This is a genomic window from Enterobacter sp. JH25 (assembly GCF_021725435.1).
GTDB classification, from domain to species: Bacteria; Pseudomonadota; Gammaproteobacteria; order Enterobacterales; family Enterobacteriaceae; genus Enterobacter; species Enterobacter intestinihominis.
Genome location: NZ_CP091319.1, coordinates 4424699 through 4444858, shown reverse-complemented (window position 1 = coordinate 4444858; position 20160 = coordinate 4424699). Strand labels below are relative to the sequence as shown.

Sequence of the window (20160 nt, the reverse complement as noted above, 5' to 3'; positions counted from 1 at the left end):
TTTCTACCATCTAATAAGCTCATTCTCAATCTTCATCGCAGTCGAAACGAGGTGAATTATGCGTGAACGTATTGCATTAGTGACGGGCGGTAGCCGCGGCCTGGGTAAAAATGCGGTTTTGAAGCTTGCTGCGGAAGGGACAGATATCATCCTGACCTGGAACAGCAGTCAGCAGGAGGCGCAGGAAGTTGTACACAAAATTGAGGGAATAGGTAAAAAAGCGGCAGCATTGCAGCTTAACGTCGGCGATACGGCAAGTTTTGCGCGCTTCGCTCAACAGGTGAAGGAAACCCTTACACACGTCTGGCAACGTGACACCTTTGACTATTTAGTGAACAACGCAGGTACAGGGTTATACGCACCCTATACCGAGACGACAGAAGCGCAGTTTGATGATGCGGTGAATATTCACTTCAAAGGTCCGTTTTTCCTCACACAACAGCTGCTGCCGCTCATAAAAGACGGAGGACGGATCCTGAATGTCTCAAGCGGACTGGCCCGTTTTACTCAGCCAGGTTCAGGGACTTACGCGGCAATGAAAGGGGCGATGGAAGTGCTGACCCGCTATCAGGCAAAAGAGCTTGGCGTGCGCGGAATTTCCGTCAATATCATCGCGCCTGGCGCGATTGAAACCGACTTTGGAGGCGGACGCGTAAGGGATAATGCGGAGCTTAACCAGCTGCTGGCCTCGCAGACGGCGCTGGGACGGGTGGGCCTGCCCGATGATATCGGTGACGCCATTGCGGCGTTGCTCAGTGACAAACTGGGCTGGATGAATGCGCAACGTATTGAAGTTTCAGGCGGTATGTTCCTGTAATGTTCAGACTTAAGGGGGAGGGAACCCTCTTAAGGAAATCCTTAAAGCAGGTGTGTCTAAATGATGAAAGATATAAAGAGAGCTGGGTGAATTGTAACCTCTCCATTCATTGAGTTTTTTCTTAAAAAATGCCTCTGTAGAATCCCCCTTCGCTATTCTCAGAGGAGTAATACGATGCGAGTAATCATGTTTGACAGGCAGTCATTATTTATTCATGGAGCGAAGTGCAGTTTGCAGAAATTAATTCCGGAAATAGATTTGACAGGAACTCGTCAGACTGATGAATTATGGGCACACTTATCCGCGTCACCTTCCGCTATCGTCATGATAGATGGGTATTTAATTCATGATAACGGTGTGGCTTTACCGGAAGAGATTATGAATCGTTTTCCAACAGCGCGCGTGGTGCTGGTGTTAACGAAAAAAGAGCCTCGCTGGGTTGAGCAAATGCTACAGCGCAACGTGGTAGCAATAATCCCTCGTAATGCGAATCCCGAACGCTTTTCCGCCGTGCTGGATTCTGTATCGCGAGGGATGGTCTGTTTTCCCGGCGAGTGGATGAACCAGCACTCCTCTCATGATGAGCTGTCATTGTTAAGTGAGCGCCAGCGTGAGGTATTGAAATTACTGGCGGCCGGAGAGTCAAATAAAGAGATAGGTCGTAATCTCAATATCAGTGCGGCAACGGTAAAAGCCCATCTTGAGACGCTTTTCCGTCGTCTTGATGTCAAAAACCGGACGCAGGCCGCGATGTACTATACCCGGGCGACGGCCTGAAGGATCTTCTCTGGCAGAGGGGAATCTTCCCCAAAACTGAAGAGCGTTAATACCAGTGCATCATGCTGCTGTTGGGTTAATGGGCGTTTGTTCATTTCCCGCAGCAGCGACTCACATAAATGAATATCATTGAAAAGCAAATTCTCCGCCTCAGTCGGCGTGATGAGGCCGTTAAACTTTTCCCACTGGCGAATCACGTGACCGTAACCTATAACCCATATTCCCTTTTCGTCACGGTATTTCTCCAGGGAAAGACCCTGCTGTTTTTTAATTAATGCGATTGCAGCAGAAGATATCTGCATTGCATAACCCGTCATAAGCGTTTCCTCTTTATGGCGGAACTATAAAGGGAAAACAGCCCGGGGAATATCCGCCAAATGGCCGTTGATCAGGTTTTACTGAACGGATATTCCTTTTTCAGTAAACCGAATAGCCAGTCGTTATGCCATTGCCCTGAAAGGAAATAACTCTCGCGCAACTCACCTTCCAGCTGAAAACCTGTTTTTTCCAGCAGTCGCCTTGAGGCGATATTTCCCGCCGTCACGGTCGCGGTGAGCCGACGGATATTGCCCTGGGTCAGCGCGAAATCACACACCGCCCGCAGAGATTCAAAGCCGTAACCTTTCCCCTGCGCAGAGGGCGCAAAGAGAAAACCGACTTCGGCACAATCTGCTTCCCGGTGCACATAGCCGGTTACGCCCAGCGGCGTCTGGCTGGCCGTCTCACGCACCACAAGGCAGAGCCAGTGCGAGCTGCCCGGTGCCCACGGCAACAGACGAGACACAAAGGCCTCCCGAATGTCAGCCTCGCTACGCTCATGGGCGACAAAACGCATCACGTCAGGATTTTGCTGTAGCGACAGAAAAAAGGGCCAGTCTTGCTCTTGCAGCGGCAAGCAGGTGAGACGCGCGGTGGTTAAGGCGGGCATGACGATCCTCCGGAGACATTGCAAATGATTATAGGGTTGTCACTTTATTTCAACAGAAAGTCAGGTATGTTTAACCTCCTATAAATAAAAAGAAAAACGACTTTTAATGCCGCTTTGGCGGTACTCATTGTCTCTCAAGGAAAACAATGATGATTAGCTCATCGCATCATACCCGCGAACAGTTTGAACACTGTCTGGCGGCGATCCGCCAGGCGTCTGTTGAAATCTTACTTCTGTTGAATGTACATGTTTCTGAAGGAAAAGATCCACGCTGGTTTCTGGAACAACTGGATAGCGCCCGCCTGGGGCTGGGCGGGTGGGGTGCCGTAGCCAGAAAGCTGAACCTGAATGATGCGGAAATGACGGCCTTTACGCTGCAATTACGCTTGCTTCAGCAGCGCGTTCCCCAGTATGAAAGCGGGCAGGATGTCAGCGAAAACCAGCTGATTGCGGCGATGCGCTTCGTCACATCCCTTGAATATCTGCGTCTGCAACAGCCCCTTCTGACCTACGATACCGGGAGGGTGCCAGACAAGGCGAGCCAGCTCCAGGCGCAGAAACAGGTGCGTGCCATTGAGCTGATGATAAAAGGATTGATACAGCAGGCATGGCCCGATCCGGTGCGGCTGAATAATCATCTTAAGACCTTGTTTAATGCTGAACGTGTGCGTCGCTGGCTGAAAAACGGTGAAATTAATGATGTTCTGAGCGGCATGTTATTTAGTGAGCTGGCCCAGCTGCTGGTGGATAAGAAAGAATTTAGCCGCTACTACGCGTCGCTGTTTAACGCCCCGGACATGCTGACGCTGCTGGTAGAACCCCGCAAAACCCTGCAAACCTTCCTCGAAGATATCCGTCAAATCCGCAACAGCATCACCGTGCAGCAGCCGTTGAGCGGGGCGCAAATCCAGCTGCTCGACAGCTATTACACGCAGATCACCCGCTCCGTTCAGCGCGCGTTTGAGGAAGGGCGGACACGCGTTAACCCGGCGGCGCTGATGGCGGTGGATGAAAGCGAGCTGCATGCATTCTGGGAAAAGGCGCAAAAAATAGACCGCACAACAGGCGGCGATCTGTTTGAAGTGCGTGACAGCATAGAGAAACCGACTCAGCGCGCCGCGCGTACGCCAGAGCAGCGCGAACAGCTGATTTCCGGCGTGCTGTGGGGAGCGGTTGGCGTGATGGTTATCGCGATTGTCGTGGGAGGAGCCTGGCTGGTAACCAGCAGTAAACCGCAGCCGACTGTGGCCAGCACGGCATCTCCCGCGCCGGTGCAGGAGATGCGCGAAACGCCTTCCTCGCGAGAAACGCTGACGCGCATGGGTGTCACCTGGGATGAGAACAACTTCCGTTCAGCGATTAGCCGCAATGATACCCGCGTGGCGCTCCTGTTCTTGCAGGGTGGCATGGACTGGAAAATGTCATGGACGGAGGAGGCATTGTCGGCAGGCTACGATGACGTGCTGGAAGTGATGTTGCGCTACCGCCTGCAAATGACAGAGCAAAAGCCCTGCCGACGCTTTATTAATACGCTTAGCCATGCGATGGCGAACGGCGAATCGCTGACGTCTATGCGTAAGCAGTACCTGAAAGCATTCTGTACCGTCCCGGCGGTAGTGAAACGTCAGCAGCACGACGCCGATACGGCAACGCGCCGCGCGAAGACACAGCCCGATGCCAGTACAAAAAAATGGCAGTCCATCCAGACTGCCATTTATGAGGTGATCCGCTGATTATTTTTCCCCCTCACCCCGGCCCTCTCCCCAAAGGGGCGAGGGAGAAAAGGCCGCACCGTTAAGTCCCCTCTCCCCTCAGGGGAGAGGGTCAGGGTGAGGGGTGAGACTCAGGGCTCCCCATACAGCCCAATCAACCGCCGCACCACCCCATTCGTCCAGCCGAAGCCATCCTGCAACGGATACTCCCCCCCGCCACCTTCGCGTGGCGTGCTGCTGGCGATGTGGTACTTCTCAATCAGCTTATGATGGGTTTTGTAGTAATGGTTTACCGTGTGCAGCCAGCTCCAGGCGATCTCATCCCCCAGCGAGTCGTTGCCGTACTGCTTGAACCCCTGGATCGCCATCCATTGTAGCGGTGCCCAGCCGTTCGGCTTATCCCACTGCTCACCTGTTTCATATTCGGTGGCGAGAATACCGCCCGGCGTGAGCAGACGGGCTTTAACGGCATCGGACAGCCGTTCAGCCTGCTCATGGGTCGCCATGCCCACATACAGCGGCACAATGCTGGCCGCAGAGAACAGCGCCAGGGCTTCACGGCGCCAGTCGTAATCACGATAACAGCCGTTCTCTTCGTCCCACAGATAGCGGTTCACTGCCGCGCGCCGGTCGCTGGCTTTCTGGCGGAATAGTTCAGCCGTCTCTTTATCCCCTTTCGATGCTGAGATATTGGCGATAGCGCTCTCCAGTTTGAACAGGAATGCGTTCAAATCGATGGGGATAAATTGCGTCGTACGGATGCTGGCCAGCCGCGCAGGATCGCGCAGCCAGCGGGACGAGTAATCCCATCCTGAGGCTGCCCCGGCGCGCAGGTCGCGATACACCTCGTTCGGCGGACGACCGGAATGACGGGCGGTTTCAACGTCCTCAATCCAGGATTCATCCCGTGGCGTATCACGATCGTCCCAGTAGCGGTTGAGCAATGAGCCATCCGGCATGCGCACCGCACTGCGATAGGCCTGGTTGAGCAGCAGCGATTCCGCCCCGTCCATCCAGAAGGCGTACTCCATCTTGAGATGCTCAAGATAGCGCTTCGCCCCGCGCACGCCGTCCTCTTCAAACAGCTCCACCATCAGGGCAAAAACCGGCGGCTGGGAGCGGCTGAGGTAGTAGGTGCGGTTGCCGTTCGGGATATGTCCGTAGCGCTCAATCAGCCAGGCGAAGTTATCGGCCATGCATTTCAGCAGATCGTTACGACCGCTTTCTGCCAGCCCCAGCATGGAGAAATAAGAATCCCAGTAGTAGGTCTCGCTGAATCGCCCGCCGGGCACAATATAGGCCTGCGGCAGCGCCAGCAGCGACGACCACGGGATATGATCCTGCGGCTCGCGCGTCAGCACCGGCCACAGGTTATCAATGTGTTCTTTCAGGGAGAAGCCGGGATCAGAGACATACTCTTTACTGTAGTCCTCCGGCAGCCAGAAGTGATTCTCCACAAAGCGCGCCAGGTCAAAATCCCGATGACGACGCACTTTACGGTAGCGGATCAGGATATCCAACGGGTCCATTTTCGGCGCGCAGTCTGGGAAAGTTTTGCTGTCCGCAAACAGCCGTGTCGACTGCACATGTTCGAACAGTTCAAGATAACGATCGGCAGGCGTCAGGGCATCGGAGGCAGGTAGCCCCTCGATCATTTCGGGTTCCGGCTCCGCCTCAATCATTTCATCCAGTTTCAACTCGCAGGGATCGGTCTCGTAGCGCAGCTCTTCTGCAATCTCGAACTCGATGTTCTCGGTAGCCTGTAGTTTCTGGTTGAACATGGTGATAAGGACCTCCGGTTGTGTGTTCTAAAAGACAGGTTTTTCCGGGCGTCTTATAAGCGTAGACATTCGCTTCGGTGGATGTGGAGGGATATGTGCGTTAGATCACGATTTTCGGAGCATTCGTTTTGCAACGATTTATGAATGTTAAAAAAATGCCCCTTTGAAGAGGGGCATCAATATCAACGCATTGTTACAAACTCTTCTGCCGCAGTGGGGTGGATCGCCACGGTGTTATCGAAGTCTTTTTTCGTTGCGCCCATCTTCAGCGCCACTGCGAAGCCCTGCAGGATCTCGTCCATGCCAAAGCCTATGCCGTGGATGCCGACGATCTTCTCGTCCGGGCCCACACAGACCAGCTTCATGCGGCACGGCTGACGGTGCGAGGTGACCGCGGTATACATCGCGGTAAACGCCGATTTATACACTTTCACCTGATCGTCGCCGTACTGCTCGCGCGCCTGCGGCTCGGTTAAGCCGACGGTGCCGATTGGCGGGTGGCTGAAGACCACGGTCGGGATGTTGCTGTAATCCAGATGTTCGTCCGGCTTGTTGTTAAACAGACGCTCGGAAAGACGACGCCCCGCGGCCACGGCAACCGGCGTCAGTTCTACGGCACCTGTGTTATCACCAACGGCATAAATACCCGGTACGCTGGTGTTCTGGAACTTATCAACGACGATGTAGCCTTTTTCATTGGTTTTCACCCCGGTTGCGGCCAGGTTGAAGTTGTCGGTGGCCGGTTCACGACCAATCGCCCAGATCAGGCAATCAACGGTCTGGCTGCGGCCATCTTCCAGCTCCAGGGTCAGGCTACCGTCCGCATTTTTAACCACCGCTTTTGGCACGGCGTTGGTGTGCAGGGTTGGGCCTTCGGCGTTCATCACCTCGACCAGCGTGTCGACGATTAGCGGATCAAAGCTACGCAGCGGCGCGTGTTTACGCACAAACAGGTGCGCTTCCGCCCCAAGGCCGTTAATCACGCCGGCCAGCTCAACCGCGATGTAACCCGCGCCTACAATAGCAACGCGCTCTGGCAGAGCAGGCAGCTCGAAGAACCCGTCGGAGTCGATGCCGTATTCCGCGCCCGGAATGTTCGGATGGCTCGGACGGCCACCGGTGGCGATCAGGATGTGATCGGCGGTGATCGTCTCGCCGTTCACTTCGATCGTCTTCGCATCCACGAAACGGGCGAAGCCGCGGATCACGTCGACGTTATTCTTGCCCAGCACGTTATCGTACGAGGTGTGAATACGGTCGATATAGGCGGTACGGCTGGCGATCAGCTTATCCCAGTCGAAGTGGTTAATGGTGGTGTCAAAGCCGTAGTCCGGGCCATACATATGGATAGCTTCACGGATTTGCGCGGCATGCCACATCACTTTCTTCGGTACACAACCCACGTTTACGCAGGTGCCGCCGAGTTCTTTGGCTTCAATCAGCGCACACTTCTGGCCGTACATGGCCGCACGGTTGATGGAGGCGATGCCGCCGCTGCCGCCGCCGATTGCGATGTAGTCATAATGCTTAGTCATAGCTTTTGTCCTTAATCGTGAATTGCCGCGATTGTATACCTGAAATCAATAGGTTCCACCGATGGCTGCGATTACTCCGGCACGATCCAGCTTACGGTGGCGTGGCCCGTACCGGCTGGCACCAGCGTTTTGTGCAGCCACGGCAGCACATTGTTCATCTGCGCTTCGAGCTTCCACGGCGGGTTAATCACAATCATGCCGGACGCGGTCATGCCGCGCTGGTCGCTGTCGGGACGCACCGCCAGCTCAATCTGCAGGATTTTGCGGATGCCGGTCGCCTCCAGATCCTTGATCATGCGTTTAATTTGCGCGCGTAGCACTACCGGATACCACAGGGCATAGGTTCCGGTCGCAAAGCGTTTGTAACCTTCGTTGATACCGGCCACCACCGCCTGATAGTCGGTTTTGATTTCGTACGGCGGGTCGATCAGCACCAGGCCGCGACGCGAAACCGGCGGTAGTTTGGCTTTTAGCTGCTGGTAGCCATCGGCTTTGTCCACGCGGGCGCGGTTATCTTTCTGAAACTCAGCGCGCAGCAGCGGGAAGTCGCTTGGGTGCAGCTCGGTCAACTGGAGGCTGTCCTGCTCGCGCAGCAGCTGGCGGGCAATCAGCGGAGAGCCAGGGTAATAGCGCAGCTGGCCGTTGCGGTTGAAATGATTCACCACGCCGATGTACGGCTCCAGTTCGGCAGGCAGATCGTCCTGCTGCCAGATACGGGCGATGCCTTCCAGATATTCACCGGTACGCTCGGCATGTTCGCCGCTCAGCTGATAACGGCCCGCCCCCGCGTGGGTGTCCAGGTAGAGAAACGGCTTGTCTTTCTCTTTAAGCGCTTCAATGATCAGGCTCTGAACGGTGTGTTTAAGGACGTCGGCGTGGTTGCCAGCGTGGAAGCTGTGGCGATAACTGAGCATGGGTAATGATTTTCCGCTGAATTGACGATTTGCCACAGTTTACAGCAGAACGGCACAGATTACCCGTAGGCCCGGTAAGCGCAGCGCCACAGGGCGTTTTTCGACAACCTCCGGCATTGAAATCCTCTACACTTAACCCCATTACAGAAAACAATATGCACAGCGCCGGATGCGCGCTTCATTCATCTATTTCAACAGGACAGCGTTTATGACCAATCCATTACTGACGCCTTTTTCGTTGCCACCGTTTTCTAAAATCCTCCCTGAGCATGTGGTTCCAGCCGTTACCCAGTCGCTGGAAAACTGCCGCGCGGCGGTAGAGAACGTGGTCGCGCAGGGCGCGCCGTACACCTGGGAAAATCTGTGTCAGCCGCTGGCCGAAGTGGACGACGTGCTGGGGCGCATTTTCTCCCCGGTGAGCCACCTGAACTCGGTGAAAAACAGCCCGGAGCTGCGTGAAGCCTACGAACAGACCCTGCCGCTGCTCTCCGAGTACAGCACCTGGGTCGGCCAGCACGAGGGGCTCTACAAAGCCTACCGCGACCTGCGCGACGGCGACCATTATGCCGAACTGAACACGGCGCAGAAAAAATCGGTCGATAACGCGCTGCGTGATTTCGAACTGTCCGGGATTGGCCTGCCAAAAGAAAAACAGGTTCGCTACGGCGAAATCGCTGCGCGCCTGTCCGAGCTGGGCAACCAGTACAGCAACAACGTCCTCGACGCCACCATGGGCTGGACGAAGCTGATTACCGATGAATCCGAACTGGCCGGTATGCCGGAAAGTGCGCTGGCGGCGGCAAAAGCCCAGGCCGAAGCGAAAGAGCAGGAAGGTTTCCTGTTAACGCTGGATATCCCAAGCTATCTGCCGGTGATGACCTACTGCGACAACCAGGCCCTGCGCGAAGAGATGTACCGCGCCTACAGCACCCGCGCCTCCGATCAGGGGCCGAATGCCGGTAAGTGGGATAACAGCCCGGTGATGGCGGAGATCCTCGCCCTGCGCCACGAGCTGGCACAGCTGCTGGGCTTCGACAGCTACGCGGATAAATCCCTCGCCACCAAAATGGCCGAGAACCCACAGCAGGTGCTCGACTTCCTGACCGATCTGGCGAAACGCGCCCGTCCTCAGGGTGAAAAAGAGTTAGCTCAGCTGCGCGCCTTTGCGAAAGCGGAGTTCGGCGTGGACGAGCTTCAGCCGTGGGATATCGCATACTACAGCGAAAAACAGAAACAGCACCTCTACAGCATCAGCGACGAACAACTACGTCCGTACTTCCCGGAAAACAAAGCCGTCAACGGTCTGTTCGAGGTAGTAAAGCGCATCTACGGCATTACCGCGAAAGAGCGTACCGATATCGACGTCTGGCATCCGGACGTGCGCTTCTTCGAGCTGTATGACGAGAACAACGAGCTGCGCGGCAGCTTCTATCTCGATCTCTACGCGCGTGAGAACAAGCGCGGCGGGGCGTGGATGGACGACTGCGTGGGCCAGATGCGTAAAGCGGATGGTACCCTGCAAAAACCTGTCGCCTACCTGACCTGTAACTTCAACCGTCCGGTGAGCGGCAAACCTGCGCTGTTTACCCACGATGAAGTGATCACCCTGTTCCACGAGTTCGGTCACGGCCTGCACCACATGCTGACCCGCATCGAAACCGCTGGTGTCGCCGGTATCAGCGGTGTGCCATGGGATGCGGTCGAGCTGCCAAGCCAGTTTATGGAGAACTGGTGCTGGGAGCCGGACGCGCTGGCGTTTATCTCTGGTCATTACGAAACGGGCGAACCGCTGCCGAAAGAACTGCTGGATAAAATGCTGGCGGCGAAAAACTACCAGGCGGCGATGTTTATCCTGCGTCAGCTGGAGTTCGGCCTGTTCGACTTCCGCCTGCACGCCGAGTTCAGCCCGGAGCAGGGGGCGAAAATCCTCGAAACCCTGGCTGAGATTAAAAAGCAGGTTGCCGTCATTCCAGGCCCGACCTGGGGACGCTTCCCGCACGCGTTCAGCCATATCTTCGCAGGCGGGTACGCCGCAGGCTACTACAGCTACCTGTGGGCCGACGTGCTGGCGGCGGATGCCTTCTCGCGCTTCGAAGAAGAGGGGATTTTCAACCGCGAAACCGGTCAGTCGTTCCTCGACAACATCCTGACGCGCGGCGGTTCAGAAGAGCCTATGGAGCTGTTCAAACGCTTCCGTGGCCGCGAGCCGCAGCTGGATGCGATGCTGGAGCATTACGGAATCAAAGGCTGATTGCTACGTGAAGATCTGCTTAGTAGATGAAACAGGCGCCGGTGACGGCGCCTTATCTGTTCTGGCGGCCCGCTGGGGGCTGGAACATGATGAAGAGAACCTGATGGCGCTGGTGATGACGCCGGAACATCTGGAGCTGCGCAAGCGCGATGAGCCAAAGCTTGGCGGGATTTTTGTCGATTTTGTCGGCGGCGCGATGGCGCACCGGCGTAAGTTCGGCGGCGGTCGCGGCGAAGCGGTGGCCAAGGCGGTTGGCATTAAAGGGAGCTATCTTCCGGACGTGGTGGACGCCACGGCGGGGCTGGGGCGCGATGCGTTTGTGCTGGCCTCGGTGGGCTGCCGTGTGCGGATGCTGGAGCGTAATCCGGTTGTCGCCGCGCTGCTCGACGACGGGCTGACGCGAGGCTATGCGGACCCGGAAATCGGCTCGTGGTTACAGGAACGTTTGCAACTTATTCATGCCTCCAGCCTGACGGCGCTGACCGATATCACCCCGCGCCCGCAGGTGGTCTATCTCGACCCCATGTTCCCGCATAAGCAGAAAAGCGCGCTGGTGAAGAAAGAGATGCGGGTGTTTCAGTCGCTGGTGGGGCCAGATTTAGATGCCGATGGCCTGCTGGAGCCGGCTCGTCAACTGGCGACGAAGCGGGTGGTGGTGAAACGTCCTGACTATGCGCCGCCGCTGGCGGACGTTGCGACCACTAACGCGGTGACCACCAAAGGGCATCGCTTTGATATCTACTCAGGTACGCCGGAATAAAAAAAGCCGGGTGGCGGCTTCGCCTTACCCGGCCTACATTCAGTGCCGCTTGTAGGCCCGGTATGCGTTAGCGCCACCGGGCTTTTTTGCACTTACTCGTCTTCTTCGTCACGCAGTGGAACAATCAGCATATCCACGTGTACGGTGTTAATCAGCTGACGTGCGGAAGACATCAGTTTGCTCCAGAAGTCCTGATGGTGACCACATACCACCAGGTCCATATCGTATTTCTTAATCGCATCAACCAGCACCTGGCCCAGATCGCCGCTACCGCTTAAGGTTTCAGTAATTGGATAGCCCGCGTTGGTAGAAAGCTCGCTCAGCGCGTGGTGAGTCTCTTCGGAGATGCGTTTCTGCATATCGCCGAGATTCACGTCGATCAGACCGGTGTAGAGGTCGGAGTAATTCACATCAACGTGAATCAGCGAAACTTTCGCGTTGTAGGGACGTGCCATGGATACTGCTTTATCAACCAGCACTTTACTCTCCGGGGAGAGGTCTACCGCGATAAGAATGTGTTTGTAAGCCATAGTGTTACTCCTTCCTTAAGTTATCGATGACTAAATGGGAAAGCCGTCGTCTGATGCTTTCATTACGGCCCAGTTAAACATATTTTTCAAGCTTTGGTGTTGATAACGATTAACCTTGTGGCAAAAAAATTAACGGATCTCCTACACTATTTAATGAGCCGTTCGGATATTAAAACGCGAACCGGATCGACTTTTAGTCATTCTTTCACTGAACTGTCTGTCAGGGCATTGGGGTGCGGTAGCTCAGGAGCCTTGCTTCGTGGGTGGACGCCGGGGAGGATGTATGATTAGCACCGTCGCATTGTTTTGGGCGTTATGCGTGGTTTGCATAGTGAATATGGCGCGCTACTTCTCATCGTTACGTGCGCTGTTAGTGGTACTTCGTGGTTGCGATCCGTTGCTTTATCAATATGTGGACGGTGGAGGGTTCTTCACCTCGCACGGACAGCCCAGCAAGCAGATGCGTCTGGTGGGGTATATCTACTACCAGCGCTACCGCGATCACCACGATGAAGAGTTTATCCGTCGCTGCGAGCGCCTGCGTCGTCAGTTCATTTTGACCAGCGCCCTGTGTGGTCTGGTTGTGGTGAGTATGATTGCGCTGATGATATGGCACTGAGCATAAAAAAAGCGGGCCAGTTTCCTGACCCGCTTTTTTGTCGCCTTCAGCCGATTAAATTAGCTTCAGCGAAATCCAGTACAGACCGCCAGACAGCAGGATGGACGCCGGGAGGGTGAACACCCAGGCCATCAGAATGTTGGTCACGGTTTTACGCTGCAAACCGCCGCCGTCAACAATCATGGTACCTGCCACGGACGAAGAGAGTACGTGGGTGGTGGAGACTGGCATACCGGTGTAGCTCGCCAGACCGATAGACACTGCCGCCGTCATCTGCGCGGACATGCCCTGAGCATAGGTCATGCCTTTCTTACCGATCTTCTCACCGATGGTGGTCGCCACACGACGCCAGCCAATCATCGTACCGATACCCAGCGCCAACGCGACCGCCATGATGATCCAGATTGGCGCGTACTCAATGGTGTTGAGCATATCGCCTTTCAGTTTCTTCAGCAGACGCTTATCGTCAGCATTGACCTCTGGCAGCTTCGCGACTTTATCGGTCACGTCGGAGATACAGAGCATGATACGACGCAGCTGACCACGCTGTTCTACAGCCAGTTTGTCGTAGCTTTCGATATCGGCCAGCATGCCTTTCGCACGTTCCAGCGCGTTAATCGCGTTTGCCGGGTGGCAATGGAACTCGCCCGGTGCAGTCAGTGCGCCAGAGTCAGGAGAAGGGATCAACTGGTCTACGCCGGTCGCTTTCTTCAGCAAATCAGGATGCTGCTGGAAGTAAGTCTCAACGTTGTTTACCGCATCACGGGTACGGGTGATCTCATAGCCAGAGGCGTTCATGTTAACCACGAAGCCTGCCGGTGCGACGCCAATCAGAACCAGCATCACCAGACCGATACCTTTCTGACCATCGTTCGCGCCATGAGAGAAGGCGACGCCGATAGCGGAAATGATCAGCGCGATACGCGTCCAGAACGGCGGCTTTTTCTTGCCGTCTTTCTTCTCACGCTCTGCTGGCGTCAGGTGGATACGTGCACGTTTCTTCGTGTTGCTCCAGTAGCGACGCAGGATGAAAATCAATCCACCTGCTACCACCAGACCGACGATAGGGGAGATGATCAGAGAGCCGAAAATACCCAGTACTTTAGGAAGGTTCAGCGCATCAACAACCGATGTACCGGTCATCAGGGCGTTAGTTAAACCGATACCGATAATCGCGCCGATAAGGGTGTGAGAGCTGGATGCCGGCAGGCCGAAATACCAGGTACCGAGGTTCCAGATAATCGCAGCAAGCAGCATTGAGAACACCATGGCCAGGCCATGACCGGAACTCACATTAAGCAGCAGATCCGTTGGCAGCATATGCACAATGGCATAGGCAACGCTCAGTCCGCCCAGGAGGACACCAAAAAAGTTAAATACCGCCGCCATAACGACCGCAAGCTGCGATCGCATTGCGCGAGTGTAGATAACCGTTGCAACTGCGTTTGCAGTGTCGTGGAAGCCATTGATCGCTTCGTAAAACAGCACAAAAACCAGAGCAAGCAATAATAAAAGCCCGGTATGTAAATCCAGGCCGGCAAACAAATGTAGCATAGGACGTTACGCCATTTTGAGGACATGAACGCGGCGCATTATCCAGGACAAATGCGCAACGGGCAAAGTGAAATATAGACTTTTTTTGACATACCACCTGATTTGAGAAATGTGCCTGAATAGATAATCTTTAAATATCAATGAAATGGCTTTGTAATATCTTTTTACGCTGGTGCGACCACTGAGGAAACTTTACAATCCGCGGCAGTTAACGAAGAGGATTTTGACGTGGAAAGGTTTGATGCCGTAGTAATTGGCGCCGGTGCGGCGGGTATGTTTTGTGCGGCAATGGCCGGACAAGCGGGTCGTCGTGTGCTGCTGCTGGATAACGGAAAAAAGCCTGGCCGCAAGATCCTGATGTCCGGTGGCGGGCGCTGCAATTTCACTAATCTTTATGTCGAGCCTGCGGCCTATTTGAGCCAGAACCGTCATTTTTGTAAATCTGCGCTGGCGCGCTACACGCAGTGGGATTTCATCGAACTGGTGGGTAAACACGGCATCGCGTGGCATGAAAAGACGCTGGGACAACTGTTCTGCGACGACTCTGCCCAGCAAATCGTGGATATGCTGGTGGCCGAGTGCGAGAAAGGCGGCGTAGTCATGCGCCTGCGCACCGAAGTGCTGGACGTCGCCCGTAACGAGCAAGGGTACACGCTGCAACTCAACGGCGAAACCGTCAGCGCCGATAACCTGGTGATCGCCAGCGGCGGCCTCTCGATGCCGGGGCTGGGTGCCTCACCGTTCGGCTACAAAATCGCCGAGCAGTTTGGCCTGAAAGTATTACCCACGCGCGCCGGGCTGGTGCCGTTCACGCTGCATAAGCCGCTGCTGGAACAGCTTCAGACGCTCTCCGGCGTGTCTGTACCGGCGGTCATTACGGCCGAAGACGGCACGGTGTTCCGCGAAAACCTGCTCTTTACCCATCGCGGTCTCTCGGGGCCAGCGGTATTGCAGATCTCCAGCTACTGGCAGCCGGGGGAGTTTGTCTCCGTAAACCTGGTGCCGGACTGCGATCTGGACGCCTTCCTCAATGAGCAACGCGCCGCGCACCCGAATCAAAGCCTGAAAAATACCCTGGCGATGCAGCTGCCGAAGCGTCTCGTGGAGTGCTTGCAGGTGTTAGGGCAAATTCCGGATGTTGCGCTTAAGCAGCTCAACAGCCGCGAGCAGGACACGCTGGTGGAGACGCTGACGAACTGGCGCGTGCAGCCAAACGGCACCGAAGGCTACCGCACGGCGGAAGTGACGCTGGGCGGCGTGGATACAAACGAACTCTCATCCCGCACGATGGAAGCCCGCAACGTGCCGGGTCTTTATTTCATTGGTGAAGTGATGGACGTGACCGGCTGGCTCGGCGGGTATAACTTCCAGTGGGCGTGGGCCAGTGCCTGGGCATGCGCGCAGGCACTCGCTGATGTCCGAGGACAATAAAGTTGTACACAAAGCACTAAAGTTGTAACCATTCTCAAAAAACGACGCTAATGTTGTATACTTACTGAATGTGTGGTTATAGGGTTGGAGACTATAAAATGCACATATAGGTACGTATCAATGTCGTTTTTAGGGTACGATCATGGCTAGGGGTAGGCGTCTCAAATCCTATTTGGATTATGAAAATGCGCTAGGTGACGGCATAGGAGTGGGCTATGGCCAAAGTTATCAGCCCTGGCTTAGAGCTCAGGACGTTAAATCCCGTGGAAACCGTTCGATAGTCTTTGGCCTTAAGACGTTTCGAAACCATCATCTCCTTTCTTCTGTCGAAAGTAACTTTTTCTATCTGGCTGAGTTTAATGACTCGGTGATTGATATCCGGGAACAATTCCCACTCTTTCCTCTCCGGCTTACCCAACAAATAGCAAATCATCTACATTTTCAACATCCTATGGTGAGGGGAGTAAGAGGAGTACCTGTCGAAGTTCTGAATGTTATGACAACCGATTTTTTACTGACCTTGAGAACTCCTGAAGGCGGACTTCGATACAAAGCTATAGCAGTAAAACATAACGAGAGCATACCTGAACGCGAAGCCCAAAAACTTGAAATAGAGAGGATGTTTTGGCAGTTGATTGATGTTGAGTTTCAAATTTATGTTGGCTCGGAACTCAATAACGTCGTCGGTAAAAACATTTGCTGGGCTACTTCTGTATTAAGAGATGGTTCTGAATTTTATGATAAATATCCTCTTGATAAAATCCTATGGAAGCTTAAACCAGATGTTTATCCCATAGTAGGACTACGTGCAATGATTTCATCAATCTTTGGGGTAGATGCACAAGAAGCGATGATGTTATTGCAGGCAATGATTGGATTAAAAATGATAAATGTTGATTTATCATATCCAATACTCGAAACCGGTCTGATAAAGATAATTTCCAATGACCACTATATAGGACTGAACGCAAATGGATATTATTAGGAATTCAGTCTGGCTCTCTCAAGGCACTGATTTGCTTGCAGAGGGACTTTACCGTGTTTTGGATTTTGACAGAAAGGTCGATTTGTTAATTTTGTTTAAAATAAAATCAGAAAGAACGGGTAAGCCAATCCCTTTCTCATTTTCAATGTTTAAATATTATATTGAATCAAATAGCATAACTTGTAAAGATTATATATATCCTTCATATATGTTAGTAGATGAGAAAGAATTAACAGATAAAGACAGAGGAAGGCGAGATGAAAATTACAATATCATTAAAGATCTTGTAGATGACAGAATGTTTCTGTTCGACTATGCATTACATAAAAAGTCGCACCTTTTAATGGATTACTCCAGAAATAAAAAAATATCACAATATACTATCAGAACGCTTCTGGCGTTGTATTGGCGACATGGGCAGGATATTTATGCATTGCTACCCGCATTCTCGAACTGTGGCGCCGCTGGGAAAAGTAGAATCAAACATGAAATTAAACTTGGGAATTCCAAAAAAAACAGAGCATTACCTAATGAACGATCACGTGTTTTCATTCTTAATGAAAGAGATATAAATAATATTAGAAAATCTCTCATTACGTATCATTATAAAGTTAACGGAGATACGATAAAGAAAACATTAGAGAGACATATTGATTTGTATTTTAGGGATGAAATTAAAACAGCAAACCTAGAAAATAGAGCTCCATATGTTCCTTCTTTAAAACAATTTTCATACTGGAATAAAAAACTCTTCACTAAAGATTTCTCGATAAATAAGAAGAACACGAAAAAAGAAATAGACCTCAAAATGCGGGCGCTTTTAGGTAGTGTGGCTAATACAACTGTTTTGCCGGGTGATGTTTTCGAAATAGACTCAACTGTCGCTGATGTACATCTTATTTCGAGTTTAAACAGACGAAAAGTCATTGGGCGTCCTACTATTTATACAGTGGTGGATCGTGCAACAAGAATGATTGTTGGCCTTCATGTTTCTTTATACCATGCTTCATGGCGAGCCGCCCGACAAGCGTTAGCAAATTGCTTTATGCCAAAAAAAGAATATTGTAGATTATTTGGAATCTCTATTACTGATGATGATTGGCCTTGTTCTCACATTCCATTAACATTGATGTGTGACAACGGGGAGATGATTGGTCTTAAACCTCAGGAAGAGATGACCCCCCTGACAAAACTTGAGTTTGCGCCAGTCGGTAGAGGCGACAGAAAAAGCATTGTTGAACGCTGTTTCGGCATTCTGAATGATGAGGTTATTCATAGGCTTATTGGAACAACACGAAGGGGAAAGATTGTTAAAGGAGAGCCAACACCGCAATCCAGGGCTTGTTTAACGATTCAGGAGGTCACGTCTTTACTGATTCGGGAGATACTTGCACATAATCAGAGAACGTATGAGGAACTGGCTTATATCAATCCCTTACTGATTGAAAATGATCTCGTAATATCACCAAAAAATAGTTGGATGATAAGCTTAAAGCACGGGAGATTCAGCGCAAGAGCCGTTGGGGCCGACGAAGTGATCGCACGATTGTTAATCCCTGTGAACGCTAACATTACCGCCGGTGGGATTCAGTACAATAATCTTTTTTATGAATGTGATCCTGAAATTGCATCAGGTGTCAGAGTATTTGGAAGAACCACTTGTGAAGCAAGAATAGATGACAATTGCGTAGATTATATATATGTAAGATTTGACAAAAATAGCATTTTCAAAAAACATTACCTACTTAAGAAAAGAGATGTATTTAAAGGGAAAGCTCATCTTGATACAGATGTAATGGCTGATTGGGTAGATACTCAAAAAGAAATTAATTTATTTACTCTGGATTCGCTCAGCAATATCAATAATAAAGATGAATTTAACAGGAAAGGTAACGAAAGATTAAATGAAATATACGAATCTCGTCGGGTACATGGTAAAGATATTAAAAAAAACAGGAAAAATGAACTTGATTCATTAGGGCGAACTCATGTTGCTAATGGAAGATCTGAACCCCTACTTCCTTCATCCAGTAATGTTCTGCTTTTGCCTGGCCGGGAGGAGAAACAAAGATGGTTAAAAGGTAAGAAGAAGACTGAGGACGCAGAATAATGAACCTTATACGGCGCGTTTCAGCGATATATAAAGAACAGGAGTTACCTGAGTATCGTGGCAATCCCTTAATTGAAGCACTTCCTGAAGCGCTTACGGAAGATGAAGTACTTCTGGAAATGAGTTATTTCCCCGAAATTGACGAAAAAATCCGCTGGACTGCCCCGGCGAATGTTAGAGAGCAGTATGTCGAACGTATAAAGAAATTCCGTTGCCCTCAAACCAATCTTATCCAGGCTTATAAGATGATCTTACGGGCACTTAGGGAAAGCTATGCAGCTCGTAATCCTTTAAAAAGCGGAACAATTCAATATCTTCATTACTATGGAAATGAGCGTCCTGATATTGAGCCAGAAAGTGGATATTTTAAATCCCAGGCTGAAACTATTACGATAGTTGGAATGAGTGGTTCTGGAAAAACTACCATGATTGAGCAAGTCATGGATCATTTCCCTCAGATTATAGAACACAGCAGCTATAAAGGAGTTTTTCCCGGCTTCAGTAAGCAAATTGTATGGGTAAAGATTAATTGTCCATACAATTCAAGTGTGAGAGACCTTTGTGAAGAGATTTTACAAAAATTAGATGATGCAATTGGTATTGAACGAACTACACCTGAGATTAGAAATGGTGCTCTGGCTCGCCAGATTGCACAAAGAATTAAATCATCATTTTTGGGTATCCTTGTTATTGATGAAATGCAGAGGCTTAAATTTTCAAGAACCGGGGGTGAGAGTAAGTTGATTGATTTTTTACATGAAATTGTAGATTCCATGGGGGTATCTATGGTTTTTTGTGGAAATCATCCTTTTGACGAGACGCTGACAAAGAAAATGAGAATTGCCAGGCGGGCAGAGTCTGGTGGTTACATGAAAATTAAGAATGTTAGATACGATTCACAAGACTGGCAATCGTTTATTCATTATTTATGGCCATTACAATGGACAAATGTTGAAACTCCATTAAATGATGAGTTAAACGAAAAATTATTCATTTTATCTAAAGGCAATATTGGATTGGCTCAGATGATTTATCGGGGGGCACAATTAAAGGTTATCGGTAGCGGCAATGAAATCATCACTGGCGCAGTCTTGTCGGCCTCTGTACCGGTACTCGTGAGTCATACGGAGGAATATAAGGATACTCCACTCCCGGGGGCCGCGACTGAAGATGAGGAAGCTAAATGGCTCTCTGCATCTAATGAGGGTGATGCTTCGGCTAAAATCATGGCAGAGAAGTCCCTAAAGTCTTTGATCCCTGGGGATATAGACAGGCCACAGCACAAGGAATTCGTAGGAAAAATAGACGAGGTTTTGCGCAATTTCGACGAGAAAATACTGTCTCTTGACCACGATCTTGTTATCAACAGAACAGCTGAAAAGAAAAATACCTACGATGCTCTTCAGCGTTGCGGGCTTATAAATATAGATCCACTTAATAAATTGTAATGAGGTAA

At 51.7% G+C, this 20160-nt stretch carries 17 protein-coding genes; 10 read left to right on the top strand and 7 right to left on the bottom strand.

Annotated elements, in window-relative coordinates:
• The first annotated feature begins 58 nt into the window (after window positions 1-58).
• Entirely contained in the window at window positions 59-817 is a 759-nt protein-coding gene (locus tag L2Y28_RS21420) for an SDR family NAD(P)-dependent oxidoreductase (RefSeq protein ID WP_022649717.1), read from the top strand.
• Window positions 818-991: 174 nt separating this feature from the next.
• Entirely contained in the window at window positions 992-1594 is a 603-nt protein-coding gene (locus L2Y28_RS21415; protein WP_022649715.1) for a response regulator transcription factor, read from the top strand.
• Here L2Y28_RS21415 and L2Y28_RS21410 read toward each other — a convergent pair.
• The gene (locus L2Y28_RS21410) at window positions 1573-1911 is read right to left on the bottom strand and encodes a lysozyme (protein WP_022649714.1); all 339 of its coding nucleotides are present in this window, start codon (window positions 1909-1911) and stop codon (window positions 1573-1575) included. The two genes, L2Y28_RS21415 and L2Y28_RS21410, sit on opposite strands and share 22 nt — an antisense overlap.
• 71 nt (window positions 1912-1982) lie before the next feature.
• On the bottom strand, window positions 1983-2522 hold the full coding sequence (locus L2Y28_RS21405) for a GNAT family N-acetyltransferase (protein WP_022649713.1): 540 nt from the start codon (window positions 2520-2522) through the stop codon (window positions 1983-1985).
• A gap of 146 nt (window positions 2523-2668) precedes the next feature.
• On the opposite strand from L2Y28_RS21405, the gene L2Y28_RS21400 reads away from it, so the two are divergent.
• Window positions 2669-4255 carry an STY4199 family HEPN domain-containing protein gene (locus tag L2Y28_RS21400; RefSeq protein WP_022649712.1) on the top strand — a complete coding sequence of 529 codons (1587 nt, stop codon included), beginning with the start codon at window positions 2669-2671 and terminating at the stop codon, window positions 4253-4255.
• 110 nt (window positions 4256-4365) lie between these two features.
• On the opposite strand, the gene L2Y28_RS21395 is transcribed toward L2Y28_RS21400, so the two are convergent.
• From L2Y28_RS21395 to L2Y28_RS21385, 3 genes are all read right to left on the bottom strand, one after another.
• Window positions 4366-6015: an alpha,alpha-trehalase gene (locus L2Y28_RS21395; RefSeq protein ID WP_022649711.1), complete on the bottom strand. Its 1650-nt coding sequence runs from the start codon at window positions 6013-6015 to the stop codon at window positions 4366-4368.
• A 182-nt stretch (window positions 6016-6197) separates the two neighbouring features.
• Complete coding sequence (gorA, locus tag L2Y28_RS21390) at window positions 6198-7550, bottom strand: glutathione-disulfide reductase (RefSeq protein WP_022649710.1); 1353 nt, start codon at window positions 7548-7550, stop codon at window positions 6198-6200.
• Between the two features lie 71 nt (window positions 7551-7621).
• Window positions 7622-8464: a 23S rRNA (adenine(2030)-N(6))-methyltransferase RlmJ gene (locus L2Y28_RS21385; RefSeq protein ID WP_022649709.1), complete on the bottom strand. Its 843-nt coding sequence runs from the start codon at window positions 8462-8464 to the stop codon at window positions 7622-7624.
• Between the two features lie 208 nt (window positions 8465-8672).
• On the opposite strand from L2Y28_RS21385, the gene prlC reads away from it, so the two are divergent.
• Both prlC and rsmJ read left to right on the top strand, forming a co-directional pair.
• On the top strand, window positions 8673-10715 hold the full coding sequence (gene prlC, locus L2Y28_RS21380) for an oligopeptidase A (RefSeq protein ID WP_022649708.1): 2043 nt from the start codon (window positions 8673-8675) through the stop codon (window positions 10713-10715).
• 7 nt (window positions 10716-10722) lie between these two features.
• A complete protein-coding gene (gene rsmJ, locus L2Y28_RS21375) occupies window positions 10723-11475 on the top strand; it encodes a 16S rRNA (guanine(1516)-N(2))-methyltransferase RsmJ (protein WP_032621975.1) in 753 nt (250 codons plus the stop codon).
• A 92-nt stretch (window positions 11476-11567) separates the two neighbouring features.
• Here the strand turns inward: rsmJ and uspA are convergent, their stop codons facing one another.
• Window positions 11568-12005 carry a universal stress protein UspA gene (uspA, locus tag L2Y28_RS21370; RefSeq protein ID WP_003861223.1) on the bottom strand — a complete coding sequence of 146 codons (438 nt, stop codon included), beginning with the start codon at window positions 12003-12005 and terminating at the stop codon, window positions 11568-11570.
• A 283-nt stretch (window positions 12006-12288) separates the two neighbouring features.
• Between uspA and uspB the strand changes: the two genes are divergently transcribed.
• The gene (gene uspB / locus L2Y28_RS21365; protein ID WP_003861224.1) at window positions 12289-12624 is read left to right on the top strand and encodes a universal stress protein UspB; all 336 of its coding nucleotides are present in this window, start codon (window positions 12289-12291) and stop codon (window positions 12622-12624) included.
• Between the two features lie 54 nt (window positions 12625-12678).
• Here the strand turns inward: uspB and pitA are convergent, their stop codons facing one another.
• Entirely contained in the window at window positions 12679-14178 is a 1500-nt protein-coding gene (gene pitA, locus L2Y28_RS21360) for an inorganic phosphate transporter PitA (protein WP_022649706.1), read from the bottom strand.
• A gap of 228 nt (window positions 14179-14406) precedes the next feature.
• Here pitA and L2Y28_RS21355 point away from each other — a divergent pair, with 228 nt between their 5' ends.
• The 4 genes from L2Y28_RS21355 to L2Y28_RS21340 all read left to right on the top strand — a co-directional run bounded on the left by L2Y28_RS21355 (window position 14407) and on the right by L2Y28_RS21340 (window position 20152).
• Window positions 14407-15609: an NAD(P)/FAD-dependent oxidoreductase gene (locus tag L2Y28_RS21355; RefSeq protein ID WP_022649705.1), complete on the top strand. Its 1203-nt coding sequence runs from the start codon at window positions 14407-14409 to the stop codon at window positions 15607-15609.
• 142 nt (window positions 15610-15751) lie between these two features.
• Window positions 15752-16594, top strand: a complete 843-nt coding sequence (locus L2Y28_RS21350; protein ID WP_000090707.1) for a TnsA endonuclease N-terminal domain-containing protein — start codon at window positions 15752-15754, stop codon at window positions 16592-16594.
• Window positions 16581-18704, top strand: a complete 2124-nt coding sequence (locus tag L2Y28_RS21345; RefSeq protein ID WP_000351437.1) for a transposase — start codon at window positions 16581-16583, stop codon at window positions 18702-18704. Before L2Y28_RS21350 ends, L2Y28_RS21345 begins: the two co-directional genes overlap by 14 nt.
• A complete protein-coding gene (locus L2Y28_RS21340; RefSeq protein WP_001049180.1) occupies window positions 18704-20152 on the top strand; it encodes an ATP-binding protein in 1449 nt (482 codons plus the stop codon). Before L2Y28_RS21345 ends, L2Y28_RS21340 begins: the two co-directional genes overlap by 1 nt.
• Window positions 20153-20160 lie beyond the last annotated feature (8 nt).